Origin of the sequence: Variovorax sp. RA8 (assembly GCF_901827175.1) — a bacterium.
In the GTDB taxonomy this organism is placed as follows: domain Bacteria; phylum Pseudomonadota; class Gammaproteobacteria; order Burkholderiales; family Burkholderiaceae_C; genus Variovorax.
Map to the genome: position 1 here is coordinate 2,496,748 of NZ_LR594662.1, position 17,770 is coordinate 2,514,517.

Consider the following 17,770-nt stretch of genomic DNA (forward strand, 5'->3'; position numbering starts at 1 on the left):
GCCCCGCATGGCACCGAACATGACGCAGATGGACTTCAATCAGCTTCGCGCCGCCATGGTCGACGATCAGATCGCCGGGCGGGGCGTGCGAGATCCCAACGTCCTGGAGGCGATGCGCGCGGTGCCGCGGCACATGTTCGTGCCGGAACCGCTGCGCGAGTTTGCCTACGAGGACTCGGCGCTGCAGGTCGATGCGGAGCAGACGATCCCGCAGCCCTACCTGGTCGCGCTCATGGCCGAAGCCCTCTCGATCGACGATCGCGCGAAGGTGCTGGAAATCGGCACCGGCACCGGTTATGCGACCGCCGTGCTTTCGCGCCTGGCGCGTACTGTCTGTACCGTGGAGACCAGCGGGACGACCGCGGCCAAGGCGGCGAGCGCGCTCATGGCGCTGGGCTGCACCAACGTGCACGTCCTTCACGGCGACGCGAGCCAGCGCTTCGAGCACCACGCGCCCTTCGATGCCATCATGGTGAATGCTCCCGGTCCGCACGTGCCGCAGGCGCTGGGGGAGCAACTGGCGATCGGGGGCCGGCTCGTCATGTCGGTGGGCATCGATCCGGCGGTCCGAGAACTGGTCCGCGTGACGCGGGTGTCGGAAGGCGAATTCCGGACCGAGGACATTGCCGACGTCCGGGTTGGCGTTTTCGACGCCGCGTCGCGGCGAGCCTCGGCCCGTCGAGACGGGCGCAGCGCGCTCGGGTCGCCGGATTCGATTCTGGCGAAGGCCATCGCAGCAGGCTGCGAACGGTTCGACGCGATGGACTCGGCGGATCTCGGCCCGCTACTGGAGCGCATCGGAGACGCCCGCGTGGTGCTCATGGGCGAGGCGACGCACGGCACGTCGGAGTTTTATCGCATGCGAGAGCACATCTCGCGCGAGTTGATCCTGCGCAAGAACTTCAACTTCATTGCCATCGAAGGGGATTGGCCCGATGCGGCTCGCATCGACCGCTACGTGCGCCACGGGCGGCATCGCCCGGCGAAATGGACGGCGTTCGCCCGCTTCCCGGTCTGGATGTGGCGCAACCGGGAGATGCGCGACTTCGTCGATTGGCTGCGCGACCACAATGCAGGCATCGACGCGGCCGACCGGGTGGCGTTTCACGGTCTCGACCTCTACAGCCTGTACAACTCGATCCACTCGGTCGTCGGCTACCTCGAAGAGGTCGATCCCCCGACCGCCGGTATCGCACGACAGCGCTACGGCTGCCTGACGCCGTGGCAGTCCGATCCCGCCAGCTACGGCTACGCGGCGTTGAACCCAAGGTACCGAAGCTGCGAGCAAGAGGTGGTCTCGATGCTCGGCGATCTGCTGCACCGGCAGCGGATCTACACGGGGCGCGACGGCGAGCGCTTTCTCGATGCGGTGCAGAACGCCCGCCTGGTCGCCAACGCGGAGCGCTACTACCGGACCATGTACTACGGCTCGCGCGCGTCGTGGAACCTGCGTGACAGTCACATGTTCGAGACGCTGAACGACCTGCTGAGTTTTCACGGACCCGCCAGCAAGGCCATCGTGTGGGCGCACAACTCCCATGTCGGCGATGCGAGGGCGACCGAGATGTCGCGACGAGGCGAGCACAACATCGGCCAGCTGTGCCGCCAGGCGTTCGGCAGTGCGGCCTGCCTGATCGGCTTCGGCACGGACAGCGGCACGGTGGCGGCAGCCAGCGACTGGGACGGGCCGATGGAGACCAAGACGATCCGGCCCTCGCTCGCCGGCAGCTATGAACGCCTGTGCCACGAGGCGGAGGTCTCGAACTTCATTCTTCCTCTTCGCGGCCCCGCATCCGCGGCCCTGCTGGACGGCCTGTCGCAGCCGCGGCTGGAACGGGCCATCGGCGTGCTGTACCGCCCCGAGACAGAACTGCAGAGCCACTATTTCCAGGCGGTGCTGCCGCGACAGTTCGACGAGTACATCTGGTTCGATCAGACCCACGCCGTCAAGCCCCTGGACACCGAGACCATCGAGGGCATGCCGGAAACCTATCCGTTCGGACTGTGACGGAGCGCGCCGAGCGATCCGATTCTTGATCTGTCGCAAACGGCTGGCCGACCCAGCCGCGCAGACTGCGTGCCAGGAGACCCTGTGGAAGTACCTGCACTGATCCGCAAGACCGCCCGCGATCGCCGCGTGCTGCCGAACCTGCTGGACTACGACGCCCAATGCCGCGCCTTCAGCTGGGATGCGGCCCGGGCCGAACTCAAGGGCCTTCCCGGCGGCGGGCTCAACATGGGCTTCGAAGCCGTCGACCGCCACGCGAGCGGTCCCCTGAAGGATCGGACGGCCCTGCGCTTCGTCTCGCGCAACGCGGCGCCGCTAGACCTGAGCTATGGCGAACTCGCGCGCCGGACCAGCCGCTTTGCCAATGTGTTGCGCCAGCTCGGCGTCGGCAAGGGCGACCGCCTGTTCGTGCTCGCCGGGCGCATCCCGGAACTCTATGTTGCCGTGCTCGGCGCACTGAAGAACGGCACCGTGGTGACACCGCTCTTCTCGGCCTTCGGCCCGGAACCCATCGCCACGCGCATCCGCATCGGCGAAGGCCAGGTGCTCGTGACCACGGACGGCCTGTACCGGCGCAAGGTGCAGCAGTTGCGCGCACAGCTGCCGTCGCTGCGGCACGTCCTGCTGGTCGCAGAGGAGGGCGGCACCACCGCCGAGCCCGGCACGCTCGACCTTGGCGCGCTGCTCGCCGCAGCCTCCGACGAGTTCGAAACCGCGGCGACCTTGCCGGAGGACCCTGCGCTCCTGCACTTCACCAGCGGCACCACCGGCGCGCCGAAGGGTGCTCAACATGTGCATGGCGCGGTGGTCGCCCACCATGCGACGGCGCGCTACGCGCTCGACCTCCATCCCGAGGACCGCTTCTGGTGTACCGCCGATCCCGGCTGGGTGACCGGCACCTCGTACGGCATCATCGCTCCGCTCCTGCTGGGCGTGACTTCGCTGGTCGATGTCGAGGAATTCGATGCCGAGCGCTGGTACGGCCTGCTCGAGCAGGAGCGCATCAGCGTCTGGTACACGGCGCCCACTGCCATCCGCATGCTGATGAAGTCCGGGATGGCGCTGGCGCGGCGCCGCACCTACCCGGATCTGCGCTTCGTGGCCAGCGTGGGCGAGCCGCTCAACCCGGCTGCCGTCTGGTGGGGCAAGGAGGCGCTGGGCCTGCCCATCCATGACAACTGGTGGCAGACCGAGACCGGCGGGATCATGATCGCCAATTTCCCGGCCTTCGACATCAAGCCGGGTTCGATGGGGCGCCCGCTGCCGGGCATCGATGCCCGCATCGTCCAGCGCCTGGACGTGGAGGGCGAGGAGCCCCGGGTGCGGGTCGTCGATGAGCCGGGCGTCGAGGGAGAGCTGGCCCTGCGCGCCGGGTGGCCATCGATGTTCCGGGGCTACCTGAACAACGAGGCCCGCTATCGCCGGTGCTTTGCCGGCGGCTTCTATCTCACCGGCGATCTGGCCCGGCGCGATGCCGACGGCTACTTCTGGTTCGTGGGGCGCGCCGACGACGTCATCAAGTCCGCCGGACATCTGATCGGCCCCTTCGAGGTCGAAAGTGCGCTGATGGAGCACGCCGCGGTGGCGGAGGCCGCGGTGATCGGCAAGCCCGATGCACTGCTCGGCGAGACGGTCAAGGCCTTCGTCTCGCTCAAGACCGGCCATGCACCCGGCGAGGCCCTGCGCATGGACATCCTCGCGCACGCGCGCAGGCGCCTCGGCGCGGCCGTCGCGCCCAAGGAGATCGACTTTCTTGCGACCCTGCCGCGCAACCGCAGCGGCAAGATCATGCGACGCTTGCTCAAGGCACGCGAGCTCGGGCTGCCCGAGGGAGATACCTCCACGCTGGAGGGCGGCGCATGAACGACACAGGCGTGCCTGCGCCCCCTACCGGCCCCGTACCCTGGGGCAAGCCGTTCTGCCTGAGGATGCTCGCCGACATGCTGCGCATCCGTCGCCTCGAAGAGAAGTGCGCCGAGCTGTACGGCAGGACGAAGATCCGCGGCTTCCTGCATCTCTACATCGGCGAAGAAGCCGTGGCCACCGGCGCGATGCATGCGTTCGATGCCGGCGACAACATCGTCGCCACCTATCGCGAGCACGGCCATGCACTGCTGCGCGGCGTCGGCATGGGCGCCATCATGGCGGAGATGTATGGCAAGCAGGAGGGCTGTTCGCGGGGCCGCGGCGGCTCGATGCACCTGTTCGACCGGGCGACCCGCTTCTTCGGCGGCCAGGCGATCGTCGGCGCCGGACTGCCACTGGCGGCCGGGCTGGCCCTGGCCGACAAGCTCTCGGGGCGCACCGCACTGACCGCCTGCTTCCTGGGGGAAGGAGCGGTCGCCGAAGGCGCCTTCCATGAGTCGATGAACCTCGCGGCCTTGTGGAAGTTGCCCGTGCTGTTCTGCTGCGAGAACAACCTCTACGCCATGGGCACGGCGTTGGCGCGGTCCGAGTCGCAGACCGACTTGTGCGTGAAGGCGGCCTCGTACGGGATGCGGACCCTGGCCGTCGACGGGATGGACGTGGTGGCGGTCCACGAGGCGGCGAAGCGCGCCGCCCCCGAGGTCCGCGCCGGCGGTGGACCCATGTTCATCGAGTTCCGGACCTACCGCTTTCGCGCCCACTCGATGTTCGACGCCGAGTTGTATCGCAGCAAGAGCGAGGTGGAGGCGTGGAAGACCCGCGGCCCGATCCATACCTACACCGCTCGCCTGAAAGCGCAGGGCAGCCTGGACGAGGACGAGTTCCTGGCCATCGACGCGAGGGCGCAGAGGGAGGTCGACGATGCCGTGGTGTTCGCCGAAGCCGGGACCTGGGAGCCGGTCGAAGACCTGCTGCGGGATGTGCTCACGCGCGAGGGGAATTCATGACGGTCCGCACCATCAGCTACCGGCAGGCACTGGCCGAAGCCTTGCGGGAAGCGCTGCAGCAAGACCCGCGCGTCTTCCTGATGGGCGAGGACGTGGGACTCTACGGCGGCACCTACGCGGTGTCCAAGGGCCTGCTCGAGGAATTCGGACCCGAGCGCGTGCGCGACACGCCCCTGTCCGAACTGGCTTTCGTCGGAGCCGGGGTCGGCGCTGCGCTGGGCGGCATGCGGCCGATCGTCGAGGTGATGACGGTCAACTTCAGCCTGCTGGCGCTCGATCCCATCGTCAATTGCGCTGCGCTGATGCACCACATGTCGGGCGGGCAGTTCTCGGTGCCGCTGGTGATCCGCATGGCCACCGGCGCGGGGCGCCAGGTGGCGGCGCAGCATTCGCACAGTTTCGAAGGCTGGTACGCGCACGTGCCCGGCATCCGTGTGGTCGCTCCCGCTACGGTGGAGGACGCTCGCGGCATGCTCGCCGCGGCACTCGCCGACCCGGACCCGGTGCTGTTCTTCGAGCATGTGCAGCTCTACAACATGGAAGCTGAGTTCGACGACGATTCCCGCATCGACATCCGCAGCGCCAAGGTGCGGCGCGCTGGCACCGACGTCAGCCTGATCGCCTATGGCGGGTCGCTGCCGAAGGCGATGCAGGCGGCAGAGGCACTGAGCCTCGACGGCATCGACGCGGAAGTGGTCGACCTGCGGGTGTTGCGGCCGCTCGACAATGCGACCGTGATGGCCTCGGTGCGCAAGTGCCGGCGAGCCGTGATCGTCGACGAGGGCTGGCGATCGGGCAGCCTGGCCGCCGAGCTGATGGCGCGCATCGGCGAACAGGCCTTCTTCGACCTGGATGCGCCGCCGGCGCGCGTGTGCAGCGAGGAGGTGCCGATCCCGTACGCCCAGCATCTCGAAGAGGCCGCATTGCCGCAACCCGCGAAGATCATCCTGGCGGTGAAGACGTTGATGGGGCGCGCGCCATGATCCGGTTCGAACTCCCGTCCCTGGGTGCCGACATGGACGAAGGCACCTTGCTGAAGTGGCATGTGCAGCCGGGCGACCGCGTGAAGCGGGGCCAGGTGATTGCCGTGGTCGACACCTCCAAGGCCGCTGTCGATGTGGAGGCCTGGCAGGAAGGCGTTGTGGCGCAGCTGCTGGTCGAGCCCGGGCAGAAGATCGCGGTCGGTACGGCGATGGCCACGCTGCTGGAGCCCGGCGAGGCGGCGAGCGGGCAGGCCGCCCCCGCGCCGCGCCGACCGATATCGCCGGCCGCCCGCAAACGCGCCCACGAGCTCGGCATCGTCGCTGACGAGGTGACGGGCACGGGCGTCCAGGGATCGGTGACCGTGGCTGACATCGAGGCCGCGGCCCATGCCGGGGAAGCCGCTTCGGCTCCCGCCCGTCCCGAGGCATCGCCGGCCGAACGCAACCAGAGCATGCGCAAGGCGATCGCCGCAGCGATGAGCCGCTCGAAGCGCGAAATTCCGCACTACTACCTCTCGGAGCCGATTCCGATGGAGAGCGCGCTGGCATGGCTGCAGCGGCGCAACGAGCGCGTGGCGCTCGCCGATCGCATGCTTCCGGCGGTGCTCCTGCTCAAGGCAGCGGCCGTTGCGTTGCGCAGAACGCCCGAGTTGAACGGCTTCTACCGCGAGGGCGTGTTCGTGCCCGGCACCGCGGTGCATGCAGGCGTGGCGATCTCGCTGCGCGGCGGCGGCCTGGTGGCCCCGGCCCTCCACGATGTCGGCAACAAGTCGCTGGACGCGTTGATGATCGAGCTCAACGACCTGGTCGAGCGTGCCCGCTCGGGTTCGCTGCGTAGTTCGGAGATGTCCGATCCGACGATCACCGTCACGAACCTTGGCGACCAGGGCGTGGAGACTGTCTTCGGCGTCATCTACCCCCCGCAGGTCGCTTTGGTGGGCTTTGGCCGCATCGCCGTGCGTCCCTGGGCGCAGGAGGGCGCCGTTCGGGTGCTGCCCGTCCTGCGTGCCACGCTGGCGGCCGACCATCGCGCGTCGGACGGGCATCGCGGGGCGCTGTTCCTTGCCGAGCTGCGCGACTTGCTGCAAGAGCCGCAGGCCCTGGCATCGGACGCGGACGGCGCCGCCCAAGGGGGAACCCCATGAACGATGACGCCCAAGCGCTCGGCGAGACCGTGCTCTCGCTGCTGCGTCCGATCGCGCCCGAGCTCGATCCGGCCACGGTCGACTGGAAGCGTCCCCTGCGCCGCCAGATCGATCTGGATTCGATGGATTGGCTCAACTTCCTTGTGGCGTTGAGTGCACGATTCGGCGTAGACGTACCGGAGTCCGACTACGCGCGTCTCGTCACACTCACGGATGTGATCGAGTACCTCGTGGCTCAACGTCGTTGCGGGCGCAGGTAGATCGTCCAATAGACGAGGGCGACAAGCACGCTGCCGCCCACCAGGTTGCCGGCGATCACCGGTCCCAGGTTGCGCAGCAGATCCAGCATGGTCAGCGGCGCGCCCAGCAGCATCGCCAGCGGGAAGAAATACATGTTGGCGATCGAATGCTCGAAGCCGGCAGCGACGAACGCGGTGATCGGAAAGACGATCGCCACCGCCTTGTCCGCCACGCTGCGGCCGGCCATTGCCATCCAGGTCGCCATGCACACGAGCACGTTGCACAGGACGCCGCGAAAGAACAGTTCGCCGATCGGCACCTCGGCCTTGGCGGTGGCGATTCGAAGCGCGGTTGCGGCGACTGCACCGCCGTTCATCGAGGTATGTCCGGACAAGAACACCAGCAGCGCCAGGCCGGCCGCCCCGACCAGGTTGGCAAGGCAGACCACCGCCCAGTTGCGCAGCAGCTCCCCGCTGCCAACCTCGCCGCTTGCCCACGCCATTGCTATCAGGTGGTTGCCGGTGAACAGCTCCGCGCCGGCCACCACCACCAGCAACAGCCCGAGCGAGAAGGCGAGCCCGCCGAGGAGCCGCGAGACGGCGAAGCCGAGGGATGCGTCGCTGGCTACCAGCGTGAACATCAACGCGCCGAAGCCGATGAAGGCGCCGGCCAGGACGCCCAGCATCGCCTGCGTCGCCCACGGCAGGCGCGCCTTGGCTACGCCGAGGTCGCGTACGCGCGCGGCGACCTCGGTCGGTGCATAGGCATCGGCACCGAACGTGGCATGACGATGGAGCGGCTGCGTTCGGTGAGCCGACGGGTGGGCGTCGCTGGCTGGCATTGCACCATGTTCGGATGCAAAGGTGGTCCACGCCTTGCGCCAGGTCAAGGCACCGCCACAGCCGCGCGGCTACGCTGGCGTCGCATGGAAGCTCAAGATCGCGGCGTCTGGAAAAGGAACTTCGGTGTGCTCGCGCGCGCCGCGCTCCCACTCGTCTGGCTGGCGCTGAGCGTGCCTTGTCTGGCCCGGGAAGGTGAAGCAATGCCAATGGAGCCTCCTGAGGTCGCGTCGCGCAACGCCGCCTACTTGTGCGCCCTCGATGCGGCGACTGCCGCGCGGAAGGCTTCCAAGGACGCCGGTAGCGCGCTGAAGAAGGCCGAGCAGTCCGCGAGGATTGCTTCCGTGCGCGCCACGGAGGCGACGCTTCGCGCAGCGCGCAAGGCCGATGAATCCGCCCGGCATGCTTGGGAGAAGACCATCCTTTCGGCCCTTCGAGCGACCAGCGAGAGTCGCGCGAAGGCGAACATCGCCGTAGAGGCAAGCGAGAAGGCTTCCATCGCATCCGGCAGAGCGCTCGGGAGTTCGAACGCAGCGGCCCGTCGAGCCGCCGAACCGAGCCGGCCAGAAGCGAGGAGCGCCGCGCGTTCGGCGCGCGACGCATTGCGAATCGCATTCCAGGCCCATCGTGCGGCGGCACACGCCGCGCACGAGGCTGCCGAAGCGGCATGGCGAGCCAGCAGGCAGATTGCTGGACGCACCGACATTCACCCGGCCCCCCTGCTGCGAGCACCTCATGTGCCGCCGAAGCCGCCTGGAGGTCTTGGCGAACCGGCGGCTTGATGTCGATCAATACGCACGAACGGCCATGAGCCTAGCCTCGCACCCCATCGACACCAGGAGTAAAGCATGACCCATCGCGACATTGTTCTTTGTCATCCGGTTCGCACTGCCATCGGCACCTACGGCGGCAGCCTCAAGGATGTGGCGGCCCCCGACCTCGGCGCAGTGGTACTGCGGGAAACTCTCAGGTTGTCCGGCCTGCCTGCGGACAAGGTGCAGACCCTGGTGATGGGCAATGTCATCCAGGCCGGCGTGAAGATGAACCCGGCGCGCCAGGCTGGCATTGCGGCGGGACTGCCGGTCGAGGTGCCCGCACTGACGGTCAACCGCGTCTGCGGCTCAGGGGCGCAGGCCATCGTCAGCGCTGCGCTGGAGGTGTGGTCGGGCATGGTCGACTGCGCCGTCGCCGGCGGCATGGAAAACATGGATCGCGCGCCCTACCTGCTGCCGCAGGGGCGCTGGGGAGCGCGCATGGGCGATGTCACCTTGTTCGACAGCATGTTGCGCGATGGCCTCAACGACGCGTTCAGCGGCCAGCACTCGGGGTGGCACACCGAAGAACTGGTGGAGGCCCGCGGCATCTCTCGCGAGGACCAGGATCGATGGGCTCTTCGCTCCCAGGAACGCTTCTCGGCGGCGCAAGCCGCCGGCCGCTTCGATGCGGAGATCGCGGTGGTCGAGGTCGAGACGCGCAAGGGTCCGGCGCGGTTCGCCAAGGACGAGCACAACCGCCCCGAGACCACGGCCGAGTCGCTGGCCCGGCTGAAGCCCGCGTTCCGCAAGGACGGAACCATCACCGCCGGCAGCGCGCCGGGCCTGAACTCCGGCGCCGCGGCGATGTTCGTCGCCGAGCGTCAATGGGCCGAGAAGAACTTTCTCAAGCCCATGGCACGGCTGGTGTCCTACGGGATCGGCGCCGTGGAACCTGCCTTCTTCGGCCTTGGGCCCGTGCCTGCCGTCACCCAGGCCCTGGCGCGCGCTGGATGGACTGCGAGCGAAGTCCAGCGCGTGGAGATCAACGAAGCGTTCGCCGCCATCACGCTGGCGTGCCTGCGCGAACTCGGTTTCGCGGAAGAGGTGGTGAACGTCGAGGGCGGCGCCATTGCCCATGGCCATCCCATCGGCGCCAGCGGCGCGGTGCTGGCCACGCGGCTGATCCACTCGATGAGCCGCGACGGGCTCAAGCGTGGCGTCGTCACGCTGTGCATCGGCGGCGGCCAGGGCATCGCGTTGGCGATCGAGGTGCTCTGAGCCACCGGAGCGCGCAAAGGCAATGCGGCGGAGATCTCCTTCATGCTCATCTTTTCCCTCGAGCCCGGCAATCCTTTCGCTCGCACGCTCGCCGATGCGCTGAATGTGCCTCTGTCACCGCACGAGGAGCGGCTGTTCGACGACGGCGAGCGCAAGCTTCGACCACTGGTGGATCCTTGCGGGGCCGATGCGTACGTGGTGCTGAGCCTGCATGGCGGACCGCTGGACAGCCCCCACGACAAGCTCTGTCGCCTCCTGATGTTCATCGGCACGTTGAAGGACCATGGCGCCGCGCGCGTGACCGCGCTAGTTCCATACATCGCCTACGCGCGCAAGGATCTGCGGACCAAGCCATACGACCCGCTGGGGCTGCGTTACGTGGCGCAGTGGCTGGAGTCCGCGGGCATGACACAGCTCATCGTGCTGGAGGCGCACAACGCCGCCGCTTTGCAGAATGCCTTTCGCTGCCCCACGATCCATCTGTCCGCTCACCATGCTTTTTGGCCGATGGCGCGGGAAATGGCCCGACAGGGACCGATTGCGGTGGCCTCGCCCGACCCCGGGGGCGTCAAGCGGGCGCTGTTGTGGCGCGAGGCGCTGGAGGCGCAGTTGCGCGAGCCGGTGCGCTTCGCGATGGTCGACAAGCGCCGCAGCGCCGGCGTGGTGAGCGGGGGCGAATTGGTTGCCGGCGACGTGGCAGGCGCGACCGTCCTCCTGCTCGATGACCTGATCGCTGCCGGCGACACCATGCTGCGCGGCGCTCGCGCATTGCGGCGTGCGGGCGCCAAGGCGGTGGTCGGGTGTGCGGCGCACGGCCTCTTCGTCGGCCAGGCGTCGCAGGCCTTGGCGTGCGACGATCTGTCGCGTCTGATCGTGACGGACAGCGTGCCGCCGTTCCGCCTGCCCGAAGGCGGCCCGGTGCGAGCCAGGCTCGACGTCGCGTCCGTGGTACCGATGTTCGCCGAAGCCCTCAGCGCCAACCATGCGGCCTGGAGACACCAGGCCTCACGCATCCATGCACCGTTCCAGGCCGTCCAGGGCAGCTGCTGCGTGGACCAGGTAGCGGGAGGCTTGGGGTAGCCACTTACCGGGAGTGCGAACCGCGGGGTCGAGCAGGTGCGCGGCGCTCAACCTCGCGCGCAACAGGGCCCGCCGCGCGGTGTAGAGCACGTGGAGCTGCGCTGGAGGTGCATCCTGCAGCGCCAAAGCCAGCCGCGCCCGGAGTCCGGGGCCTACCGAGGAATCCCCGGCCACCGTGCATTCGAGCCCGAGGAAAGACAGCTCGTCGAAGGGATCGACCTCGCGCAGCCGACTGTCGAACTCCAGTGCATCGATCACGACCGGCGGCTCGATCAGGGCAACATGCTCGGGACGCAGGTCCCCGTGTCCATCCACGATGCGTGCTTCGACAACGCGCCTGCGCAGAAGGCCTTCATGCCGCGTGATGGCGCGGCCCATGCGGTCGCTCAGCCTGCGCGCGTCGGCCAGGCCGAACTCGGGGCGTTCGAGCACTTGGCGGCTGTCGCTCAGCTCGTGCCGCAAGCGCTGGACGTACTCGACCTCACCGACATGTGCGCGCGCGGCGTTCCGGTAGAAGGGCACGAGGATCGCGGCCACCGCATCGATGTCCGCTTGGCGTACCTCTGCGCGTGCGATCACCTGGTCGAGCATGCGTTGTGCCGGCAGCCGTTGCATGACGACCGCCCAGTCCACGATGCGGGCGTGTGCCGGCAGCCGGTTTTCGGGAACGGCGCGAAGCGATCCATTGTCCAGCTGGAGCGCGAGCAGGCCAAGATAGACCTGCGGCGCAAGTCGACGATTGAGGCGCAGCTCCTCCCGCCCATTGCGCTCGCGCGCTTGAACGGTCGAGAGGTCGAGGAACGGATAGCGAACCGGCTTTTTCAGCTTCAGTACCTGCCGTTCGCCGATCAGGATCCAGGACATGTGGGTTTCGATGCGACGCACGACACCGCTGGCGCCGTCGGGCGAGAGCACCGCCTCGAGACAGCGCAGCCGGTCTTCCATTCCCGGTCTGGTCTCATCCGTTTCCATATGTGGTGGGTCTCAGTGGGCCGCGGTATTCCGGTTCGTCGTCCCGAGGCGCTGCGCCCATTCCTTGGCCTTCGCGATTCCGATCCGGATGGCCTTGCCGTCGTCGCAGCCTTCGGCGAGCAGGGCATTCGCGATCTCGACGGCCTTCAGGCGCACCACGGGTGGCAGCCTGCGCATCGAGGCGGGGTAGCGATCGGGTGACCAAGGCATCGAATGCTCCGTGTGGTGGCTGTCGGACAATAAGCCCGCCGGTCGCGCCGAAGCTTGATCGTGCGCAAGCAACGGGCCCCCGAGGGCACATCTTCCAGGATCCGCCGCGCGGTTGTGCTGCATCAAGGCGCAGGCACTGCACCTGCGCTATGGTGATACAAGCTCGGGGGTGTATGGATGACCGATGAACCAGTCGAGGATCGCGTGGATGCCGGGCGTCCTCCCATGGCCCCGGGCCGGCAGCGCTTCGATATCTGCAACGGCGATGCCGATGGCCTGTGCGCGGCGCTTCAATGGCGCCTCCATGACCCATCGCCCGCAACGCTGCTGACCGGCTTGAAGCACGACATCGCGTTGCTGGCGAAGGTGCATGCGAAGGCCGGCGATGAAGTCAACGTGTTCGACCTGTCGATGCAGCGCAACGGAGCCGACCTGCTTCGTCTGCTCCAGGCGGGCGTGCGCATCCGCTACTTCGACCACCATGCGGTGGAGCGCATTCCGGACCACCCCCTGCTCGACGCGCACATCGACTGCGCGAGCGATGTCTGCACCAGCCTGCTCGTCGACCGCCATCTCGGCGGCGCCTTCCGGGCCTGGGCCGTGGTCGGCGCGTATGGTGACAATCTGCCAATGGCTGCCGCGCTCCTGTCGCGCGGCGCCGATTTCGACGTCGGGGACCGGGCCCTGCTGCAGCGCCTCGGCGAGGCGATCAACTACAACGCCTACGGCGACGACGAGCGCGACGTGTTCATCGCGCCGAGGCGGCTCTTCGAGATCATGGCGCGCTACCCCGATCCCCGGGACATGATCGCCCACGAGGCCGTTGTCGACGCCATGGATGATGTGCGCCGGAGTGATCTCCGGCGGGCGTTCCTGGTGCCGCCGCTGTGCCGGGAGGCAGCCGCGAGCGTGCATGTCTTGCCCGACGCGCCCTGGAGCCGGCGCGTACTCGGCTCTTTTGCGAACGAGCTGGCGAACGCCGAGCCTGAGCGTGCCCATGCAGTGCTGAAACCACGGGACAAGGGCTATGTCGTCAGCGTCCGGGCACCGCTGACGGCGCCATGGGGCGCGCACGAGCTGTGCCGCGAGTTCGGCGGAGGCGGCCGTGCCCGGGCAGCCGGCATCGACGGACTCACGCACGACGATCTTGCGCGCTTCGTGAAAGCCGTTGTGAAGATGCGCTGGGGCGAGCCGCCAAAGAGGCCCGAAGCCGGCTGACGATCGGGTGCCGGGGGCGTCGTTCAGACCAGGACCAGGTCGGGTGCCGCCTTGCGTGCGCCGGCTTCGGCCAGTGCTGCGCGCATCGCGTCGTCCACCGTTTCCAGCGCGACGAACTGCATGCTCGCGCGCACGCTCTCCGGCACGTCGCGCAGGTCCTTGAGGTTGCGCGCCGGAAGCAGCACGGTGGCGATGCCGGCGCGCTGGGCAGCGAGCACCTTTTCCTTCACGCCGCCGATGGGCAGCACCAGCCCCCGCAGGCTGATCTCGCCGGTCATCGCCACGTCATGCCGCACCGGGCGATCGGTGAACAGCGACGCCAGCGCGATGAACATGGCGACGCCGGCGCTCGGGCCGTCCTTCGGTATGGCGCCCGCGGGAATGTGGAGGTGGACGTCGATGTTGTCGAAACTACCGGACGGAACGCGCAGATCGGCGCCACGGGACTTGACCAGCGTGAGCGCGGCCTGCGCGCTCTCCTTCATCACGTCGCCCAGTTGTCCCGTCAGGTTCAGCTTGCCGTTGCCTGGCACCCGGGTCGCTTCGATGAAGAGGATGTCGCCCCCCACGGGCGTCCAGGCAAGGCCGGTGGCAACACCGGTCACACTGCTGCGCAGAGCGAGCTCGCGCTCGTATTTGGCAGGCCCCAGGATGGTGTCGAGCGCGGCCGCATCGATGCGGATCTTCTCGGTCGCCCCTTCTGCCACTTTCATCGCGGCATGGCGCATGGTGCGGCCGATCTCGCGCTCGAGCTGCCGCACGCCGGCCTCCCGCGTGTAGTTCGCGATGATGGCTTCGAGCGCGCCGACGCTCAGCTCGCACTGGTCTTCCTTCAGGCCGTTGGTCTCGCGCTGCCGGCGCACCAGGTAGGTCTGCGCGATCTGCAGCTTCTCTTCCTGCGTGTATCCGGGAAGGTCGATCACCTCCATCCGGTCGCGCACGGGCGGGGGTATGTTGTCGAGCACGTTGGCGGTGGCAATGAACACCACGCGGCTCAGGTCGAAGGGCACGCCGAGGTAGTTGTCCCGGAAGCTGTTGTTCTGCTCGGGGTCCAGAACCTCGAGCAACGCGGCCGAGGGATCGCCGTGCGCGCTCGCGTTGAGCTTGTCGACCTCGTCAAGCATCATCACGCAGTCGCGGGCGCCGGCCCGGCGCAGCCCCTGCACGATGTTTCCGGGCAGGGCGCCGATATAGGTGCGGCGGTGCCCGCGGATCTCGGCCTCGTCATGGACGCCCCCGAGCGAAACGCGGACGAAGGGCCGTTGGATCGCCCGCGCGATGCTCTGGCCGAGCGAGGTCTTTCCGACTCCGGGCGGCCCGACGAAACACAGGATCGGCGCGCGGCCTTCGGGGTTGAGCTTGCGCACGGCGAGAAACTCGAGGATGCGCTGCTTCACGCGTTCGAGTCCGAAGTGATCGGTCTCGAGTGTGCTGCGCGCAACGGCGAGGTCGATCGGCGCCAGGGCCGGGGCCCGCCACGGGAGCTCTGTCATCCATTCGAGGTAAGTCCTGAGCATCGAGTACTCGCCGGAAGCGTCCGACATGCTGCGCAAGCGACCCAGCTCCTTGCGCGCGTGAGCCTCGGCCTCGGCCGGCATCCCGGCCTCGGCGATCGCCTCTTCGAGACGCTTCATCTCCTCGGCATTGCCGCCGTCCTCGCCGAGCGCGTGCTGGATCGTCTTCATCTGCTCGCGCAACAGGAACTTGCGCTGATGCTCGTCCAGCTGTTCCTTGGTGCGTTCGCCGATCTCTCTCGAGAGGCGCAGAACCTGGAGACGATGCGACAGGAGCTTCAGGAGCCTGGCGACGCGCTCCGCCGGCGCGATCGTCTCGAGCAGTGCCTGCTTCTCGTTGACCTCGACGTCGACCACACTCGCGGTGATGTCGGCCAGCGCCGACGGCCCACGGGTCGTCTGCAAGGCATGCACCAGCTCGGGCGGTACGCTGGGCAGAAAGGACATGAGTTCGATGGCCCGGTCGCGCAGCTGGAGCGCCAGGGCCTCGGCCTCGGCCGATTCGTCGACATGCTCTTCGATGCGCTCGATCCTCGCCGCCAGGAAGGGATAGCCCTCGGCCGCTTCGACCATGCGAAAACGCTGGATGCCCTGACACACCGCATGATGCTGGCCTTCCTCGGGATCGAAGTGATGGACGACCGTCGCGAGGGTGCCAACGGCACAGAGCGCGTCGAACGCCGGCTCGTTGTCGCCGGGGTCTTTCTGCAGAACGATGCCGATCTGCGCGGGTCCATCGAGGGCATGCTTGAGCGCAGCGATCGACTTCGGGCGACCCACGCTCACGGCCGTCAGGACATGCGGGAACATGACAAGGTTGCGCATCGGAATCAGGGCCACGACGTCCGGCGGCAACTGGAGGGCTGGTTCCGGGGGTGAGGCCGCGGGACCGGATGGGGTGGTTTGCGTCATTCGTTCTCTCCTGCATGGACCGGCATTCGGGCCGCCATGGCATGGGTCAATACAGATCGGGTTCGAGACCCGGGCGGGCATCTGCCGGCGCCTTCTTCGGTGCATTGGCGACCATGCAGTCCGTGGTCAGCACCAGGCTGGCAATCGACGCGGCGTTCTGCAGCGCCAGGCGTGTCACCTTCGCAGGGTCGATGACGCCCATCTTCAGCATGTCGCCATATTGGCGCGTCGCGGCGTTGTAGCCGTAGCTTCGCTGCGTCGAAGCATCGACCTTGTCCAGCACGATCGACGGCTCGTCGGCCGCGTTGCCGACGATGCGCCTGAGCGGCTCCTCGAGCGCGCGCTGCACGATCTTGACGCCCGAGGCCTGGTCCAGATTGGGGGGCGCCAGTTCTGCGAGGCAGCGCCGCGCGCGCAGCAGCGCAACGCCGCCCCCCGGGACAATGCCTTCCTCGACCGCGGCGCGCGTGGCATGCAGGGCATCCTCGACGCGCAGCTTGCGCTCCTTCAGCTCGGTTTCGGTGGCTGCGCCGACCTTGATCAGTGCCACGCCGCCCGAGAGCTTGGCGATGCGTTCGTCGAGCTGCTTGCGGTCGTACTCGCTGGTCTGTGCCTCGCGTTCCTTGCGGATGGAGGCGATGCGGTCGCGAATGGCTGTCGGGTCACCGGCGCCGCCGATGAGGGTGGTGCTGTCCTTGTCGATCACCACGCGGCGCGCGCGGCCCAGGTTGTCCAGGGTCGCCTTTGCGAGGGTCAGCCCGAGCTCGCTCGAGATGACTTGCCCCCCGGTGAGGACGCCCATGTCCTGCAGCATCGCCTTGCGGCGGTCGCCGAAACCGGGTGCCTTCACTGCACAGGTCTTCACCACGCCGCGAATGCTGTTGACGACCAGCGTGGCCAGTGCATCGGCGTCGACGTCCTCGGCGATCACCAGCAGCGGCGCTCCCGATTTCGCCGCCGCCTCGAGCAGCGGGACCAGGTCGTTGAAGCTCGAGAGCCTCTGGTCGCACAGCACGATCAGCACGTTCTCCAGCACCACCGCCTGCTTTTCTGCGTTGTTGACGAAGTAGGGCGACAGATAACCGCGATCGAACTGGAGTCCCTCGACAATCTCGAGCTCGCTGACCAGGCCGGAGCCGTCCTCGATGGAGATGGCGCCCTCGCGGCCCACCTTGTCCATTGCATGGGCGATCAGCTCGCCGATCGAGTGGTCGTTGTTGGCCGAGATGGCCGCGACGTGCGCGATCTCCTGCGAGGTCGTGCTGGGTTGCGAGATCGCTTTCAGTTCGCCCACGACCTTCTCGACGGCAAGGTCGATGCCGCGCTTGAGGTCCATCGGGTTCATGCCGGCGGCGAGGTACTTCAGGCCCTCCAGCATCATGGCGTGCGCCAGCACGGTGGCGGTCGTGGTGCCATCCCCCGCCATTTCACTGGTACGGGCCGCAACCTCGCGCAGCAGTTGCGCCCCCATGTTCTCGAAGCGATCCTCCAGCTCGATCGACCTGGCGACCACGACGCCGGAGTTGACGATCTGGGGCGCGCCGTACTCGCTGTCGATGATCACGGTGCGCCCCCGAGGCCCGAGGGTGACCTTGACTGCGTCGGCGAGCGTATCGACGCCGCGGCGGATCTTCTCGCGCGCGTCTTCCCGAAAAAGCAACTTCTTGGCTGTCATGATGTCGGATCTCCTTTTGTTGCGTCAAGAGCGTCGTTCCAGCCACGGTAGAGCGTGCGGTGGCGGTG

The 17,770-nt window shown here is 67.9% G+C and carries 15 protein-coding genes; 10 read left to right on the forward strand and 5 right to left on the reverse strand.

Translation table 11 applies throughout. The annotated features are described in order from the left end of the window. Positions 1–7: 7 nt before the first annotated feature. The 6 genes from pcm (at position 8) to E5P3_RS11870 (ending at position 7,269) form a co-directional block, all read left to right on the forward strand. Positions 8–2,008, forward strand: coding sequence for a protein-L-isoaspartate O-methyltransferase (gene pcm, locus E5P3_RS11845; protein ID WP_232073101.1), 2,001 nt, complete (start codon positions 8–10; stop codon positions 2,006–2,008). Between the two features lie 84 nt (positions 2,009–2,092). Continuing rightward, positions 2,093–3,871, forward strand: coding sequence for an acetate--CoA ligase (acsA, locus tag E5P3_RS11850; RefSeq protein ID WP_162586149.1), 1,779 nt, complete (start codon positions 2,093–2,095; stop codon positions 3,869–3,871). Then, entirely contained in the window at positions 3,868–4,881 is a 1,014-nt protein-coding gene (pdhA, locus tag E5P3_RS11855; RefSeq protein ID WP_162586150.1) for a pyruvate dehydrogenase (acetyl-transferring) E1 component subunit alpha, read from the forward strand. Before acsA ends, pdhA begins: the two co-directional genes overlap by 4 nt. Further along, the gene (locus E5P3_RS11860; RefSeq protein WP_162586151.1) at positions 4,878–5,864 is read left to right on the forward strand and encodes an alpha-ketoacid dehydrogenase subunit beta; all 987 of its coding nucleotides are present in this window, start codon (positions 4,878–4,880) and stop codon (positions 5,862–5,864) included. The genes pdhA and E5P3_RS11860 overlap by 4 nt, the downstream gene beginning before the upstream one ends. Next, positions 5,861–7,009 (forward strand): dihydrolipoamide acetyltransferase family protein, encoded by a 1,149-nt coding sequence (locus E5P3_RS11865; protein WP_162586152.1) that lies wholly within the window; start codon positions 5,861–5,863, stop codon positions 7,007–7,009. The genes E5P3_RS11860 and E5P3_RS11865 overlap by 4 nt, the downstream gene beginning before the upstream one ends. Continuing rightward, positions 7,006–7,269, forward strand: a complete 264-nt coding sequence (locus E5P3_RS11870) for an acyl carrier protein (protein WP_162586153.1) — start codon at positions 7,006–7,008, stop codon at positions 7,267–7,269. Before E5P3_RS11865 ends, E5P3_RS11870 begins: the two co-directional genes overlap by 4 nt. On the opposite strand, the gene E5P3_RS11875 is transcribed toward E5P3_RS11870, so the two are convergent. Continuing rightward, positions 7,245–8,090 carry a formate/nitrite transporter family protein gene (locus E5P3_RS11875; RefSeq protein WP_162586154.1) on the reverse strand — a complete coding sequence of 282 codons (846 nt, stop codon included), beginning with the start codon at positions 8,088–8,090 and terminating at the stop codon, positions 7,245–7,247. The two genes, E5P3_RS11870 and E5P3_RS11875, sit on opposite strands and share 25 nt — an antisense overlap. 84 nt (positions 8,091–8,174) lie before the next feature. Between E5P3_RS11875 and E5P3_RS11880 the strand changes: the two genes are divergently transcribed. From E5P3_RS11880 to E5P3_RS11890, 3 genes are all read left to right on the forward strand, one after another. Beyond that, on the forward strand, positions 8,175–8,870 hold the full coding sequence (locus E5P3_RS11880; protein ID WP_162586155.1) for a hypothetical protein: 696 nt from the start codon (positions 8,175–8,177) through the stop codon (positions 8,868–8,870). Positions 8,871–8,936: 66 nt separating this feature from the next. Further along, a complete protein-coding gene (locus E5P3_RS11885) occupies positions 8,937–10,121 on the forward strand; it encodes a thiolase family protein (RefSeq protein ID WP_162586156.1) in 1,185 nt (394 codons plus the stop codon). A gap of 42 nt (positions 10,122–10,163) precedes the next feature. Then, complete coding sequence (locus E5P3_RS11890; protein ID WP_162586157.1) at positions 10,164–11,201, forward strand: ribose-phosphate diphosphokinase; 1,038 nt, start codon at positions 10,164–10,166, stop codon at positions 11,199–11,201. Here the strand turns inward: E5P3_RS11890 and E5P3_RS11895 are convergent. Continuing rightward, positions 11,127–12,146: a hypothetical protein gene (locus tag E5P3_RS11895; protein ID WP_162586158.1), complete on the reverse strand. Its 1,020-nt coding sequence runs from the start codon at positions 12,144–12,146 to the stop codon at positions 11,127–11,129. The genes E5P3_RS11890 and E5P3_RS11895 overlap by 75 nt on opposite strands. A gap of 39 nt (positions 12,147–12,185) precedes the next feature. Beyond that, on the reverse strand, positions 12,186–12,383 hold the full coding sequence (locus E5P3_RS11900) for a hypothetical protein (protein WP_162586159.1): 198 nt from the start codon (positions 12,381–12,383) through the stop codon (positions 12,186–12,188). Between the two features lie 177 nt (positions 12,384–12,560). Here E5P3_RS11900 and E5P3_RS11905 point away from each other — a divergent pair, with 177 nt between their 5' ends. Beyond that, entirely contained in the window at positions 12,561–13,601 is a 1,041-nt protein-coding gene (locus E5P3_RS11905; RefSeq protein ID WP_232073103.1) for a DHHA1 domain-containing protein, read from the forward strand. Between the two features lie 23 nt (positions 13,602–13,624). On the opposite strand, the gene lon is transcribed toward E5P3_RS11905, so the two are convergent. Beyond that, positions 13,625–16,027, reverse strand: coding sequence for an endopeptidase La (gene lon / locus E5P3_RS11910; RefSeq protein WP_162586160.1), 2,403 nt, complete (start codon positions 16,025–16,027; stop codon positions 13,625–13,627). Positions 16,028–16,073: 46 nt separating this feature from the next. Continuing rightward, on the reverse strand, positions 16,074–17,702 hold the full coding sequence (gene groL, locus E5P3_RS11915) for a chaperonin GroEL (protein WP_162586161.1): 1,629 nt from the start codon (positions 17,700–17,702) through the stop codon (positions 16,074–16,076). Positions 17,703–17,770: the final 68 nt, after the last annotated feature.

Excerpts from the sequence above, each read along its gene's own strand:
- pcm (WP_232073101.1), top strand. The coding sequence starts at position 8 with ATGGCACCGAACATGACGCAGATGGACTTCAATCAGCTTCGCGCCGCC.
- pdhA (WP_162586150.1), top strand. The coding sequence starts at position 3,868 with ATGAACGACACAGGCGTGCCTGCGCCCCCTACCGGCCCCGTACCCTGG.
- E5P3_RS11860 (WP_162586151.1), top strand. The coding sequence starts at position 4,878 with ATGACGGTCCGCACCATCAGCTACCGGCAGGCACTGGCCGAAGCCTTG.
- E5P3_RS11865 (WP_162586152.1), top strand. The coding sequence starts at position 5,861 with ATGATCCGGTTCGAACTCCCGTCCCTGGGTGCCGACATGGACGAAGGC.
- E5P3_RS11870 (WP_162586153.1), top strand. The coding sequence starts at position 7,006 with ATGAACGATGACGCCCAAGCGCTCGGCGAGACCGTGCTCTCGCTGCTG.
- E5P3_RS11875 (WP_162586154.1), bottom strand. The coding sequence starts at position 8,090 with ATGCCAGCCAGCGACGCCCACCCGTCGGCTCACCGAACGCAGCCGCTC.
- E5P3_RS11880 (WP_162586155.1), top strand. The coding sequence starts at position 8,175 with ATGGAAGCTCAAGATCGCGGCGTCTGGAAAAGGAACTTCGGTGTGCTC.
- E5P3_RS11885 (WP_162586156.1), top strand. The coding sequence starts at position 8,937 with ATGACCCATCGCGACATTGTTCTTTGTCATCCGGTTCGCACTGCCATC.
- E5P3_RS11890 (WP_162586157.1), top strand. The coding sequence starts at position 10,164 with ATGCTCATCTTTTCCCTCGAGCCCGGCAATCCTTTCGCTCGCACGCTC.
- E5P3_RS11895 (WP_162586158.1), bottom strand. The coding sequence starts at position 12,146 with ATGGAAGACCGGCTGCGCTGTCTCGAGGCGGTGCTCTCGCCCGACGGC.
- E5P3_RS11900 (WP_162586159.1), bottom strand. The coding sequence starts at position 12,383 with ATGCCTTGGTCACCCGATCGCTACCCCGCCTCGATGCGCAGGCTGCCA.
- E5P3_RS11905 (WP_232073103.1), top strand. The coding sequence starts at position 12,561 with ATGACCGATGAACCAGTCGAGGATCGCGTGGATGCCGGGCGTCCTCCC.
- lon (WP_162586160.1), bottom strand. The coding sequence starts at position 16,027 with ATGACGCAAACCACCCCATCCGGTCCCGCGGCCTCACCCCCGGAACCA.
- groL (WP_162586161.1), bottom strand. The coding sequence starts at position 17,702 with ATGACAGCCAAGAAGTTGCTTTTTCGGGAAGACGCGCGCGAGAAGATC.